Raw genomic sequence first — 13,573 nt, 5'->3', positions numbered from 1 at the left:
TTGGGGACTCTCTGTGCTGAGCCTCGCCTCTCATGGACCTGTCCCCGTTATGCTGAGGACGATAGTGTGATGGAACAAGCTCGACCCATTCGCCGTGCACTGCTGAGTGTGTCTGACAAGACTGGCATCCTGGAATTTGCCAAGGCACTCAACGAGCGTGGCGTCGCCCTGCTCTCCACGGGCGGCACCGCCAAGCTGCTCGCCGAAGCGGGTCTGCCGGTGACCGAGGTCTCCGATTACACCGGATTCCCCGAGATGATGGATGGGCGCGTCAAGACCCTGCATCCCAAGGTACACGGCGGCATCCTCGGCCGTCGCGATCAGGATGACGCCATCATGGCCCAGCACGCTATCTCCCCCATCGACATGGTCGTCGTCAACCTCTACCCCTTCGCCGCCACCGTCGCCAAGCCGGGTTGCACCCTGGCCGATGCGGTCGAGAACATCGACATCGGCGGTCCGACCATGGTGCGCTCCGCCGCCAAGAACCACAAGGACGTCACCATCGTCGTCAAGGCCGCCGACTACGGTCGCGTCATCGCCGAGATGGACAGCAACGGCAACAGCCTGACTCTTGCCACCCGTTTCGATCTCGCCATCGCCGCCTTCGAGCACACCGCCGCCTACGACGGCATGATCGCCAACTACTTCGGTACTCTGGTGCCCTCCTACGGCGACAACAAGGAAGGAGACGAAGAGTCCCGCTTCCCGCGCACCTTCAACAGCCAGTTCATCAAGAAGCAGGACATGCGCTACGGCGAGAACAGCCATCAGGCTGCTGCCTTCTACGCCGAGGAACAGGCGGCCCCTGGCTCTGTCGCGAGCGCTATCCAGCTGCAGGGCAAGGCGCTCTCCTACAACAACATCGCCGACACCGACGCGGCGCAGGAATGCGTGAAGGAGTTCGATGAACCCGCCTGCGTCATCGTCAAGCACGCCAACCCCTGCGGTGTGGCCATCGGCAGCGATCTGCTCGGCGCCTACGAGCGCGCCTGGCAGACCGACCCCACCTCGGCGTTTGGCGGCATCATCGCCTTCAACCGCGAACTGGATGGCGCCACCGCCAAGGCCATCGTGGATCGCCAGTTCGTGGAAGTGATCATCGCCCCCAGTGTCAGCAAAGAGGCCCGCGAGGCCGTGGCCGCCAAGCAGAACGTGCGTCTGCTCGAATGCGGTCAGTGGACGGCACCGGCGCAAGGCTTTGATCTCAAACGCGTCAACGGCGGCCTGCTGGTGCAGGAGCGCGACCTTGGCATGGTTTCCCTCGGGGATCTCACCGTGGTCAGCAAGCGCCAGCCCACCGAGGCGGAACTGAAAGATCTGCTGTTCTGCTGGAAGGTCGCCAAGTTCGTCAAGTCCAACGCCATCGTCTACGCCAAGGCGGGCCAGACCATCGGCGTCGGCGCCGGTCAGATGAGCCGGGTCTATTCCGCCAAGATCGCCGGCATCAAGGCCGAGGATGAAGGGCTGGTGGTGGCGGGCTCCGTCATGGCCTCCGACGCCTTCTTCCCGTTCCGCGACGGCATCGATGCTGCCGCCGCCGCCGGTATCGCCTGCGTCATCCAGCCGGGTGGCTCCATGCGGGATCAGGAAGTGATCGACGCCGCCGACGAACACGGCATGTGCATGGTGTTCACCAACATGCGCCACTTCCGTCACTGATACCTGGGGCCGCGCCGTGCGGCCCTGCCTTCAACGGACTCTTTTCAACCGGCCGCCCCCACAGGCGCGGCCGGTCAGCACGAACAGCAGCGAGGAACAGGATGAAAGTACTGATCATCGGCAACGGCGGCCGTGAACACGCCCTGGCCTGGAAGGCCAAGCAATCCCCCCTGGTGACCCGGGTGTTCGTCGCCCCCGGCAATGCGGGCACAGCCCATGAAGGCAGCATCGAAAACGTGGCCATCGCCGCCACCGACGTGCCTGCCCTGCTGGCGTTTGCCAAGGAGCAGCACATCGGCCTCACCATCGTCGGTCCCGAAGCGCCGCTGGTGAAAGGGGTGGTGGATGCGTTCCGCGCCGAGGGGCTGGCCATCTTCGGCCCGACCGCCGCCGCCGCCCAGCTGGAGGGCTCCAAGGCCTTCGCCAAAGACTTCCTGGCCCGCCACGCCATCCCCACCGCCGAGTACCAGAACTTCACCGAGGTGGAACCGGCGCTCGCCTACCTGCGCGAGAAAGGCGCCCCCATCGTCATCAAGGCCGATGGCCTGGCCGCCGGCAAGGGGGTCATCGTCGCCATGACCCTGGTAGAGGCCGAGGAAGCGGTGCGGGACATGCTCTCCGGCAACGCCTTCGGTGACGCCGGTGCCCGGGTAGTGATCGAAGAGTTCCTCAGCGGCGAAGAGGCGAGCTTCATCGTCATGGTGGATGGCGAGCACGTGCTGCCCATGGCCACCAGCCAGGACCACAAGCGGGTCGGCGATGGCGATACCGGTCTCAACACCGGCGGCATGGGCGCCTACTCCCCCGCCCCCGTGGTGACCGATGCGGTACACCAGAAGGTGATGGAGCAGGTGATCATGCCCACCGTGCGTGGCATGGCCGCCGAGGGCAACGTCTACATCGGCTTCCTCTACGCCGGTCTGATGATCGACGAGCAGGGCAACCCCAAGGTCATCGAGTTCAACTGCCGCTTCGGCGACCCCGAGACCCAGCCCATCATGCTGCGCATGCGCTCCGATCTGGTGGAGCTGTGCCTGGCGGCCTGCGCCGGCAAACTGGATCAGAAAGAGGCCATCTACGATCCCCGTGTCGCCATCGGCATCGTGCTGGCGGCCGGCGGCTACCCCGGTGACTACCAGCAGGGCAAGGCCATCAGCGGTCTGCCGGTGGAAGAGGCAAGCGGCGAGAAGGTGTTCCACGCAGGCTCCCGCCTGGTGGGAGATACCGTGGTCACCGCCGGTGGCCGGGTACTGTGCGCCACCGCCCTGGGTCACACCGTCGCCGAGGCACAGAAGCGCGCCTACCAGCTGGCTGGCCGCATCCAGTGGGACGGGGTCTTCTATCGCAATGACATCGGCTGGCGCGCCATCGAGCGGGAACAGGCCCGCTAAGTCGGGCTCGTCACAGCCAATTTATCATCAGGGCCTGCGGGCCCTTTTTGCTGTTCATTCCCCGGGGATCCCGACCCTCCTCCCGCAGCACATCCTCACTGATTGGCTACATCTCGTCAGCACAATGGGCACATTTTGTCACAATTGGTCGCACTTTATTCATACAAGTGCCCCTTGAACGTGGCATCATGCTGTATGATAACGCACTCAAATGAGTGCCATAAGAACCCACAATGTCGTCGTTTCATAAGGAAATCCCATGTTGCAAACCGTGCGCCCCTTGCTGTTGCCCCTGATGTTCGGCCTGCTGACTCTGCCCGCCCTGGCCGGTGAGCTGGAGCAACCCATGAAGAAGATCGGCTTCAACTACAAACAGGCCCTCAAGGCCGATGATGCCGCCACCATGGAGAAGCACATCAAGGAGATGAAGGCCCAGCTCGACATCGCCAAAGAGAGGAAGATGCCGGAAGCCAAGAAGGCCAAGTTCCTGGAAGGCATGAACGAGGTGCAAGGTGAGCTGGACGCCAGCCTGGCGGCCCTGCAGGCCGGCGATCAGGAGAAGGCCCGCGCTCACCTCGCCAAGGTCAATGACCTGAAGAAGGAGTATCACACCTATGCCAAGCAGAAAGGCTGAACCCTTTCGCTGGGATAAGCTGGTCCGCCTCACCCACTGGGGTGTGGCGGCCGCCTGCGTCGCCAACCTCTGGTTCAACGAGGCGGGGGAAACCTGGCACGAGCGGCTCGGTTACCTGGCGATCATTCTGATCAGCGTCCGTCTCGGCTGGGGACTCTCCTTCGCCAGGGGTCACGCCCGCCTGAGCGCCCTCATCCCGAGGCGGGGTGAATTCGACCAGCAGGCCCGGGCCCTGCAAACCCGCGCGCCCGCCGCCCCCGGCCACCACGGCAGCGGCAAGCTGGCGGTCTGGGCACTCTGGCTCATCATCCTCGCCACCGCAGGCACCGGCTGGTTCCAGAATACCGAGATGGGCTTCGAGCTCGGCGCCGACGACTGGCACGAGTGGTGCACCTGGGCACTGCAGGCCATGATAGCCCTGCACCTGTGCGCCATCGTCCTCACCTCCTGGCGCCAGCGCAGCAACCTGGTGGCCCGCATGTTGCCCCACGGAACGCTTCGCAAGAGTGAATAAGATCATTTCATCTTCTTGAGATCAGAAAGCCACCAAACTCGGGTGGCTTTCTCATTGCTGCCCCGCTACCACGGGACCCTCCGATATCGGTGTCAAACCAGAACCCCACTCCCTCTTGGTGCGAGCGCTATCCATTCCCTGGATGACGTTTGAATGCCCTTCCCAGTCACAATGGCTGTAGACCGATTCATGGCGGACATCAGCGGTGCTTTGCCATGCATTCATCAGATCGCGGCAATAGCCATCTGGAGAGGCATGTCATCCATGACAGAAATGTAATTTTACTGGTGGCGTTATCCGGTGTTAAGGTTCACCGGGTGTTTGTCGGCGAGTTCACTGTCGGTATTGACAGCAAGAGCCTGCATTTTTTCACTGTGAATGTTTCATGGCTCAGCACAGACCATGACGTTCAAAATACATATCATGTATGACCGACTAGAAAAGTAATTCATGCCATGGTGTTTCATTCTTTTATTTCTTTCAAACAGGGTTGCAGACGACCGCTTATGGCACCATCAAGGCCGATGTATATTCTCATCGGAAACCAAGAGACAGCTCACGGCAACCTGGATACCAGGGTGACTGGTATCGACTCAGGCGGGAAAATTTCCATCCAATATACGATGGCGTAGAGTAGCAATGGATGGCATTGCCGATAACCTTGCCTTGTCGAGGGGGACATGATGAATATTCTGGTTGTCGAAGACGAGCCCAAAATTGGTGAGTATTTGAAGAAAGGTCTCATGGAGTCAGGCTATGTCGTGACGCTGGCGACCGATGGCATGGATGGCCAGTTTTATGCACTGAACCATGAATTTAATCTGATCATATTGGACATCATGCTGCCGGGGATGAATGGCTGGCAACTTCTTGAGGAAATAAGGCAGGTCAACAATCAGGTCCCCGTCATGTTTCTGACGGCAAAAGATGGCGTGGGGGATCGCGTAAAAGGATTGGAATCCGGTGCTGATGATTACCTTGCAAAGCCATTTTCATTCGCTGAATTACTGGCAAGAATAAAAAACCTGTTACGAAGAACCAAAGACAATCATATCGAAGAGATAATTGTCATCGCAGACATGGCCATCAATATCAAATCGAGGGTCGTCAGCCGTGCAGGTAAAAAACTGTATCTGACACCCAAGGAGTATTTGCTATTGGAGTTGCTGGCACGTCGCCGTGGAGAAGTCTTGCCTCGCAGCCTGATTGCCTCTCAGGTGTGGGATATGAATTTCGATAGCGATACCAATGTCATTGACGTAGCGATCAGGCGACTGCGAGCCAAGGTTGATGATGACCATCATGTGAAGCTCATCCATACGATACGCGGGATGGGATATAAGATGGAAGGAAACGGTGATGAGGGATAATGCATCCATCATTCTACGCACCATGCTGCTGGTCTCTGTCGCGATCACGCTCAGCATGATGGCGTTGCTTTTTTTGGTAGAGAGGTCGCTCAAAAACCATTTCATGGAGCTTGATGAGGATATCGTCAGCAACAAGGCATCCATCATCCTCTCTCTTTCCAAGCAGAAAGATGCCCTGTCAAAGATAATGGCCTGGGATGCAGCCAATTCTGATGAGGGATTTTATATAAAACTATTGGATGATGAGCGTCTTGTATATAAAAGCAGTCGTCGCCGACTCTCCCCCGGGAACAATGCCGGCACATTTATGTCCATATCAGAAACTGAGCCCCCGTCCAGCCATAACTATATCGTCAAGACAATCCATGTAGATATCGACAAGCAACGTTACTCCGTCATGATTTATCTCGATGCCAGTGTCCACTCTCATTTTCTTGCTGACTTCAGAGTCCAGTTATTGATCATTTTCTGCGGGGCATGGCTCATTATCATATTGTCGACTTACCTGGGTATAAAGAAAGGACATAACCCCATCTATTCATTGAGCAAGCATATGTCAACCATCCAGGCCGAAAAACTGGAGGCGACGCTGGCAGTCGATAAATACCCCGGCGAACTGAGGGAACTGGTCGAGTCATTCAACGGGATGCTGACCAAGTTGAATGGCAGCTTCATCAAATTGTCGGATTTCTCCAACGATGTGGCCCATGAACTGCGGACTCCCTTGACCAATATCATCATGCAGGCACAGGTTGGCTTGAGCCAGGAGCGCAGCATTCCAGAGTATCAGGAACTGATGTACTCGATATTGGAGGAGCTTGAGCAGCTGGCCAAAATGGTGGGTGACATGCTTTGGCTAGCCCGGACTGACAACGGACTTATTTCAGCGGATAAGGAGCCGTTGAGCCTGGCGAGCGAGCTTTCATCCTTATTGGACTTTTTCACCTACCTGGTGGAGGAGAAAGCATTAACGTTTGAGCTCATTAACAATGAAGACCACGTCATGGCGGATAAAATCATGTTTCGCAGAGCGATATCCAATGTCATTTCCAACGCCATCCGATATTCGGATCATGGCTCCCCCATCGGCATATCACTCTCCCGCGGCTCATCCCACGGCACCCTTGTTTCAGTCACAAACAGATGCACGGGTATATCGGGTGAGCCTATCTCCAGGATGTTCGATCGCTTGTATCGTGGGGATATATCACGCTCGGGTAGCAGTGATGGTGTTGGCCTGGGTCTTTCCATCGTCAAGTCGATAATCGAGGTTCATGGTGGAAAAGTGTGGAATGAGGTGGATGGTGAACACATCACATTCCATTTGTTATTCCCGGCGCGATGAATGGACTGGTTGTATTTTCATGGGCACTAAACATCTCATCCACTCGACTCTGTATATTTTGATGGCGATATAAAAGATCGGATAATTCACATGAAAGAAGATTGACCTGACAGTTTGGGGTCTGAATAAAAATGTCTGCCAGGTCAATTCCATTTAGAACATGGATAAACACTCATTCGTGTTTCAGGCAGGAGTGATAACCCGCATCATTGAACAACGATCTCACCAACCATACCCGCTTCCATATGCCCCGGGAGCAAGCAGGCAAATGACACAGTCCCGGCTTGATCAAATTTCCAGACCATATCGCTCTTCTTGCCTGGCGCAAGGGAGATCATATTGGGCATATCGTGCTCCATCTCCATTCCTTGTTGCTGCATCATGCCGGCATGTGCCTTCAACTCCGCAGGACTGCCCAGTACAAGTTCATGGGCAACCTTGCCGTCATTCTTTATTGAGAATCGCACCGTTTCACCCTGTTTGACGGCGATAACGTCGGGTGTGAACCGCATGGTATCATTCATGGCAATTTTCAGGGTGCGAGAGACATCCCCCGCCATGCCCGGAGAGCCCACCGCAACATGCTCCGATTGGGTGGCCTCCCCTTGATGGGCGTGCACCTGATGGTCTTTCTCTGATGCCGTGGCACCCCATGTCATCAACATAAAAACAGTCGCAATCATCTTTACTGCCATGTGCATTCCTCTTGCAAAATCAATAATACGTATCGGGTAAAAAATATAACCAGAGATAATAAGAATGAGCATCATCGCAACATATAGCATGATGCTCATCATCTCTTTCTATATTGCTCGGCAATGGTCTTTACCTGATGGCAAACAACCCTATCTGACGGTTTATCTGTTGCTACCACTGCCCATGCCATGTTGAAGCGATATCACATGGACATCACCGTTATAGTTCACATTCACAGCATTGATATTTTCCCCTGCAGGAAGTTGCAGTTGAGCCGTTTTACCCGGGATGGCCGTCATCATGCCCAGCTCGATACCATCGCTCGTGGAAATGGTCACTCTGTCGGTACTGCGTGCATCGGTGCTCCAATCCATGTAGATGATATTATGCCCAGCACGCACCGTATAAGGCGCAGCCGTTTGTGCAAAAGCCGAGAAACTGCCGACCATGAGTACACACGCCATAATGGCACCCGTATTGACCTTCATATACCACCTCTTCTTTTCATGATTGGGATGATATGAAGACTATAAGAGGCCGATGATTACCCCAGGCTGTCTTGAATATTACAAAATGGTCATCTAGGTACGGCAATGCCATGCCATCGAGCCGCCGACGCAGGTCACCAGCCCGAGCCATACACCAGGTTCGACGAGTTTTCGGTTCATCACTGACAGACTAATGCCCCCTCCTTTCCCCCCCCTCACTCGTGCCGACAGATTAGAAGGCCTTATATGAAAACATTTTCATTCACAATTCTTAATTAAATTCGCCTGTTCGATTTTCAACCACCTCGATTTCATCAATGCTACTGGCCGAACGAGGTTGTTTGTCGTCCGTTCGATAGCAGGCAGTGATAACCAATAACAACGTCGAAGGGAAAATCGTCATGCATCACACACTGTTGCGAACCGCCCTGCTCGCCGCGGCACTCGGCTCATTCAGCCAGAGTGCCAGCGCCGAAGGAGTCATGGTTCACCTGTTCCAATGGAAGTTCAACGATATCGCCAACGAGTGCGAAACCGTGCTCGGCCCCAAGGGCTTTGGCGGCGTCCAGATCACCCCACCGGCCGAACACAAGCAGGGCAGCGAGTACTGGTGGACCGTCTACCAGCCGGTCAGCTTCAAGAATTTCAACAGCTTCGGCGGTAGCGAGGCGGAACTCCGGAGCATGATCGCCCGCTGCAATGCCGCCGGGGTCAAGATTTACGCCGACGCCGTCTTCAACCAGCTCGCCTCCGGCAGCGGCACCGCCACAGGGGGCGGCAGCTACAACTCGGGCCAGTTCCAGTATCCCCAGTTCGGTTACAACGACTTCCATCACAACGGCGACATCACCAACTACGGCGACAGCTACAACGTCTGGAACGGCGCCCTCTACGGCATGCCGGATCTGAACACCGGCTCTGTCTATGTGCAGGACCAGATAGCGACCTACATGAAGACCCTGCTCGGCTGGGGGGTCGCCGGTTTTCGCATCGATGCGGCCAAACACATGGCGCCCGCCGAGGTGAAGGCGATCCTCGACAAGGCAGGCAACCCCAAGGCCTATCTGGAAGTGATCGGCGCCGGCGGTGAATCCGCCGACATCCAGCCCAATCGTTACACCTACATAGACCGGGTCACCGACTTCAAATACGGCACCGATTTGGCGGCCAACTTCAATGGCCAGATCAAAAACCTCAAGACCCTCGGCGAGAGCTGGGGCCTGCTCCCCACCGACAAGGCCTTCATCTTCGTGGTCAACCACGACCGCGAGCGCGGCCACGGGGGCGGCGGCATGCTCACCTTCATGAACGGCGCCCGCTATGAGCTGGCCAACACCTTCATGATGGCCTGGCCCTATGGCTGGAAGCAGGTGATGTCCGGCTACCGCTTCGCCGACATGGGCAAATACGAGACCGACAAGGGGGCACCGGCCAGCACACCCTGCTCCGACAGCCAGTGGAACTGCGAGCAGCGCCGCCCGACCATCATGAACATGGCCCTGTTCCACAACCGCACCGAGGGCACGGCGGTCAGCAACTGGTGGGACAACGGCAACAACCAGATAGCCTTCAGCCGGGGGGACAAAGGCTTCGTCGCCATCAACAACGAGAGCGGCAGCCTGGTCGCGGCGGTGCAGACCGGCCTGCCGGCCGGGGAGTATTGCAACATCCTGAGCGGCAACGACTACTGCAGCGGCGCCTATATCCAGGTCGATGGCAGTGGCAAGGCCAGCCTGAACCTGGCGGGCATGAAGGCCGCCGCCATCGTCGCCGGTTGTACCAAAGCCAGCCCCTGTGGTGGCACCACCCTGCCCGGCAACAAGTTCAGCAGCCTGAACATTCGCGGCACCCACAACGCCTGGGGCAACACCCCCATGCAGGTTGATGCCAACCGCGTCTGGTCCGCCACCCTCACCCTCAGCGGTGCCGGTGACGCAACGGGAGCCCAGCGCTTCAAGTTCGACGTCTTTGGCAACTGGGCCGAGAACTACGGCGACACCGAGGGAGATGGCATCGCCGACAAGGGCAGCAACAAGGACATCCTGGTCAGCGGCGTCGGCCAGTATCGCGTAACCCTGAACGAAAGCGATCTGCGCTACACCATCACCCCCCTCACCACCAATCAGGCACCGGTCGCCGTCCTCACCCCCAAGGCCATCACGGTCAAGCCGGGGGATAGCGTGGTGTTCGATGCCTCCGCCTCCCACGACGATGCCGACGGGCTCAGCTACGCCTGGTCCAGCGGGGGCAACGGCACGACGGAAACGGTGCAGTTCGATACCCTGGGCAGCCACACCATTACCCTCACCGTCACCGATGCCGAGGGGCTGACCGCCAGCGCCAGCGCGACCGTCACCGTCACCGACGGCAACGGCGCCTACGCCAGCGTGCTGCCGACCCTGAGCTTCCGCGGCATCCCCAATGGTTGGGGGGCACTGGCCATGACCCTGGTAGCCGACAACCAGTGGGAAGCGCAGGTCACCTTCGATGGGCAAGCCAACCAACGCTTCAAATTCGACGTCAAAGGGGACTGGAGCCAGAACTACGGCGACAACAATCAGGACGGGGTGGCCGAATCCGGGGGCAATGACATCACCACCACAGTGACCGGGCTCTATCGGGTGCGTTTCAACGACCTGACCCGGGCCTACAGCCTGACTCCGGTGAATGTCGGCTACGCACACACCTTCCCCAGTCTGCATCTGCGCGGTACCCCCAACAGCTGGGGCAGCGCGCCCATGGCGCTGGTGGGAGACCACCAATGGCAGGTCAGCGTCAACTTCAGCGGCGCCGGGGATGCCAGCGGCAGCCAGCGTTTCAAGTTCGACGTCAAGGGTGACTGGAGCCAGAACTACGGCGACACCAACAAGGACGGGGTGGCCGAATCCGGTGGGGCCGACATCACCACCACGCTGGTCGGTACCTATCTGGTGCGCTTCAACGACCAGACCCTGGCCTACAGCCTGAGCGCCCAATAGGAAATGACCCTGCCGGAGGTCAGGCAACCGGCAATCGTCATTCTGGCCTCCTGCCCGACTGGGTGGGAGGCCTTTTTCATGCCGGTGAAAATTGTGACCATTAAAACTTTATTCTCGCTGCATCGAGATATAACACCAACAAACACAAAAACTACGGAGCAATATTTCACCAACAAATAGATCCTCAATCACTACTACTGCCTCAGCCCGGAAAACATGCATATCGCTCACATGTTGACCGAAAACCTAACGTTTAAACCATTGATTAATATCAAGATGCTTTCCCCTCCTCGCCCCAAATATGAGTGCAGTCATTTCACTCTTCCTATTTCACAGGGCATCAGCATGAATGATCGAACCCAGACAATACCGGTACAACTGGCATTTCCCCTCTGGAAGGGGGTGCTCACTTTGCTATTTGGCGCCATTCTCTGGCTGATCCCCGCCCCTGACGGGCTCGCGGACAATGCCTGGCATATGTTTGCCATCTTCGCGACCACCATCTTCGCCATCATCATCAAAGTCATGCCGATGGGTGCCGTCACCATGATTGCCCTCATCGTCTCCGCCCTGACCGGCGTCACCCCGTTGAATGGCAAGGGCGATCAGGTCGCCGCGCTGTCGGGCTTTGCCAATGGCACCATCTGGCTCATCGGCATCGCCATGTTCATCTCCCGGGCCGTGATCAAGACAGGGCTCGGCAAGCGGGTCGCCCTCTGGTTCATCTCCAAGTTCGGATCCAACATGCTGGGGGTTGCCTACGGCCTGGCCCTCTCCGATCTGGTGCTTGGCCCGGGGATCCCGTCGGCCTCCGCCCGGGGCGGCGGCATCATGTACCCCATCACCCAGTCCATCGCCACCGCCTACCAGTCTGAACCCGGCCCCACCGCGAGACGGGCTGGTGCCTTCCTGATGCTGTGCGTCTCCCAGATCGATGCCATCGTCTGCACCATGTTCCTGACCGCCATGGCAGGCAACCCGCTGGTAGCTGAGCTGGCCAGAAGCCAGGGGGTCGACATCAGCTGGACCACCTGGTTTGTCGGTGCCATCGTACCGGGCATTGCCTCTTTGCTGCTGCTGCCTCTCGCCCTCTATTTCTTCTATCCCCCCGAGCTGAAGAAGACGCCGGCCATTCCCGGGCTCGCCCGCGAGCAGCTGCAGAAGATGGGCCCCATGTCCCTCGCCGAGAAGATCCTGGCGTTCGACTTCGTCTTGCTGATCCTGCTGTGGACCGTGGGCGATATGCTGTTCGCCATCCCGGCCACCCTCTCGGCCTTCATCGGTCTGGCGATCCTGCTCGTCTCCAACATCATGTCCTGGAAGAACATCATCGAAGAGCATACCGCCTGGGATACCATGTTCTGGTTTGCCGTGCTGGTGATGATGGCCAACGCCCTCAACAAATACGGCATGATCAACTGGATCTCGGGATATATCGTCAGCTATGTGGATCATCTGGACTGGCTGACGGTCTTCGCCATCCTGGTGCTGGTCTATTTCTATACCCGCTACTTCTTCGCCTCGGCCATGGCCCATATTTCCGCCATGTATCTGGCCTTCCTCGCCGTCGCCATCTCGGTCGGGGCGCCCCCCCTGTTCGCCGCCCTGGTGCTGGGTTATACCTCCAACCTCTCCATGGGGCTGACCCAGTACTCCGGCGGTCCGGGCCCGGCACTCTTCGGCTCTGGCTACAACAGCACGGGCCAATGGTGGGGCGTCAGCTTCCTCGTCTCCATCGTCTCCCTTCTCATCTGGATCGTGCTCGGCGGCGCCTGGATGAAGCTGGTCGGCTTCTGGTAAGCCAAGGGCTCGACCTGTCTGACAACGCGACCGGGCCCTGTGCCCGGTCGTGTTCTTTATTTCCCTGCATCGCACTCTTTCACCGACTCCCTCCTCATCTTTCATATCCCCGTCACCCGCGCACGGGCATACTGCATTTCGGATCCCATGCAGGAGCGCATATGAAACAACTGGAAGCCCTCAAGGCCGAGGGAAGGATTGAAGAGGCCAGACAGCACGGATTGCTGCAGATAGCGGAGCACCCGAAACACGCCGAACTGCATTACGAGGTGGCGGGTCTGCACGATCTGCTGGGGCGCGAGCAGCAGGCCATTCCCCTGTATCAGAGGGCCATCGCATTGGGACTGAGTGAGGATTCACTGCGCGGGGCCTGGCTCGGTCTTGGCAGCTCCTATCGCACGACGGGACATTATACCGAGGCGCTGGCCGCCTTCGAACAGGGCCTGGCCCGCTTCCCCCATGCCCACGAATTCAAGGTCTTCGGAGCCATGGCCCGCTACAACCTGGGGCAGCACAAGGAGGGGATGGAGACCCTGCTGGCGGTGCTGGCCGAGACAGTCACGGATCCCGCCATTGTTCCCTATAGACGTGCCATCGCCCTCTATGCCGAAGATCTGGACAGACGCTGGTGAGGCGCCAGAAACGACAAAGCCGCTCATGATGAGCGGCTTTGTTTTGAATGTGGTGGCCCCTGC

Annotated in this window: 11 protein-coding genes; 9 read left to right on the top strand and 2 right to left on the bottom strand. The window is 58.0% G+C overall.

Features of this window, described 5'->3' with window-relative positions:
• Positions 1–69: 69 nt before the first annotated feature.
• From purH to ABNP46_RS03545, 6 genes are all read left to right on the top strand, one after another.
• Positions 70–1,662, top strand: a complete 1,593-nt coding sequence (purH, locus tag ABNP46_RS03570; RefSeq protein WP_349921064.1) for a bifunctional phosphoribosylaminoimidazolecarboxamide formyltransferase/IMP cyclohydrolase — start codon at positions 70–72, stop codon at positions 1,660–1,662.
• 101 nt (positions 1,663–1,763) lie between these two features.
• Positions 1,764–3,053, top strand: a complete 1,290-nt coding sequence (gene purD, locus ABNP46_RS03565) for a phosphoribosylamine--glycine ligase (RefSeq protein ID WP_349921063.1) — start codon at positions 1,764–1,766, stop codon at positions 3,051–3,053.
• A gap of 259 nt (positions 3,054–3,312) precedes the next feature.
• On the top strand, positions 3,313–3,687 hold the full coding sequence (locus ABNP46_RS03560; RefSeq protein ID WP_349921062.1) for a cytochrome b562: 375 nt from the start codon (positions 3,313–3,315) through the stop codon (positions 3,685–3,687).
• Positions 3,668–4,201, top strand: a complete 534-nt coding sequence (locus ABNP46_RS03555) for a cytochrome b/b6 domain-containing protein (protein WP_349921061.1) — start codon at positions 3,668–3,670, stop codon at positions 4,199–4,201. The genes ABNP46_RS03560 and ABNP46_RS03555 overlap by 20 nt, the downstream gene beginning before the upstream one ends.
• Positions 4,202–4,881: 680 nt before the next feature.
• The gene (locus tag ABNP46_RS03550) at positions 4,882–5,571 is read left to right on the top strand and encodes a heavy metal response regulator transcription factor (RefSeq protein ID WP_434476173.1); all 690 of its coding nucleotides are present in this window, start codon (positions 4,882–4,884) and stop codon (positions 5,569–5,571) included.
• Entirely contained in the window at positions 5,561–6,916 is a 1,356-nt protein-coding gene (locus tag ABNP46_RS03545; protein WP_349921060.1) for a heavy metal sensor histidine kinase, read from the top strand. Before ABNP46_RS03550 ends, ABNP46_RS03545 begins: the two co-directional genes overlap by 11 nt.
• 206 nt (positions 6,917–7,122) lie before the next feature.
• On the opposite strand, the gene ABNP46_RS03540 is transcribed toward ABNP46_RS03545, so the two are convergent.
• Positions 7,123–7,713 carry a cupredoxin domain-containing protein gene (locus ABNP46_RS03540; protein WP_349921059.1) on the bottom strand — a complete coding sequence of 197 codons (591 nt, stop codon included), beginning with the start codon at positions 7,711–7,713 and terminating at the stop codon, positions 7,123–7,125.
• Between the two features lie 60 nt (positions 7,714–7,773).
• Complete coding sequence (locus ABNP46_RS03535; RefSeq protein ID WP_349921058.1) at positions 7,774–8,100, bottom strand: hypothetical protein; 327 nt, start codon at positions 8,098–8,100, stop codon at positions 7,774–7,776.
• 401 nt (positions 8,101–8,501) lie between these two features.
• Between ABNP46_RS03535 and ABNP46_RS03530 the strand changes: the two genes are divergently transcribed.
• The 3 genes from ABNP46_RS03530 to ABNP46_RS03520 all read left to right on the top strand — a co-directional run bounded on the left by ABNP46_RS03530 (position 8,502) and on the right by ABNP46_RS03520 (position 13,510).
• Positions 8,502–11,078, top strand: a complete 2,577-nt coding sequence (locus ABNP46_RS03530) for an alpha amylase C-terminal domain-containing protein (RefSeq protein ID WP_349921057.1) — start codon at positions 8,502–8,504, stop codon at positions 11,076–11,078.
• A gap of 345 nt (positions 11,079–11,423) precedes the next feature.
• Positions 11,424–12,878, top strand: a complete 1,455-nt coding sequence (locus tag ABNP46_RS03525; RefSeq protein ID WP_349921055.1) for a DASS family sodium-coupled anion symporter — start codon at positions 11,424–11,426, stop codon at positions 12,876–12,878.
• Between the two features lie 161 nt (positions 12,879–13,039).
• Complete coding sequence (locus ABNP46_RS03520; RefSeq protein WP_349921054.1) at positions 13,040–13,510, top strand: tetratricopeptide repeat protein; 471 nt, start codon at positions 13,040–13,042, stop codon at positions 13,508–13,510.
• Positions 13,511–13,573: the final 63 nt, after the last annotated feature.

The sequence above is a fragment of the Aeromonas veronii genome (genome assembly GCF_040215105.1).
Lineage (GTDB): Bacteria > Pseudomonadota > Gammaproteobacteria > Enterobacterales > Aeromonadaceae > Aeromonas > Aeromonas veronii_G.
This window is presented reverse-complemented; position numbering and strand designations above follow the sequence as displayed.

Coding starts and splice junctions, on each gene's coding strand:
- purH (WP_349921064.1), top strand. CDS start 70: ATGGAACAAGCTCGACCCATTCGCCGTGCACTGCTGAGTGTGTCTGAC.
- purD (WP_349921063.1), top strand. CDS start 1,764: ATGAAAGTACTGATCATCGGCAACGGCGGCCGTGAACACGCCCTGGCC.
- ABNP46_RS03560 (WP_349921062.1), top strand. CDS start 3,313: ATGTTGCAAACCGTGCGCCCCTTGCTGTTGCCCCTGATGTTCGGCCTG.
- ABNP46_RS03555 (WP_349921061.1), top strand. CDS start 3,668: ATGCCAAGCAGAAAGGCTGAACCCTTTCGCTGGGATAAGCTGGTCCGC.
- ABNP46_RS03550 (WP_434476173.1), top strand. CDS start 4,882: ATGATGAATATTCTGGTTGTCGAAGACGAGCCCAAAATTGGTGAGTAT.
- ABNP46_RS03545 (WP_349921060.1), top strand. CDS start 5,561: ATGAGGGATAATGCATCCATCATTCTACGCACCATGCTGCTGGTCTCT.
- ABNP46_RS03540 (WP_349921059.1), bottom strand. CDS start 7,713: ATGATGAGCATCATGCTATATGTTGCGATGATGCTCATTCTTATTATC.
- ABNP46_RS03535 (WP_349921058.1), bottom strand. CDS start 8,100: ATGAAGGTCAATACGGGTGCCATTATGGCGTGTGTACTCATGGTCGGC.
- ABNP46_RS03530 (WP_349921057.1), top strand. CDS start 8,502: ATGCATCACACACTGTTGCGAACCGCCCTGCTCGCCGCGGCACTCGGC.
- ABNP46_RS03525 (WP_349921055.1), top strand. CDS start 11,424: ATGAATGATCGAACCCAGACAATACCGGTACAACTGGCATTTCCCCTC.
- ABNP46_RS03520 (WP_349921054.1), top strand. CDS start 13,040: ATGAAACAACTGGAAGCCCTCAAGGCCGAGGGAAGGATTGAAGAGGCC.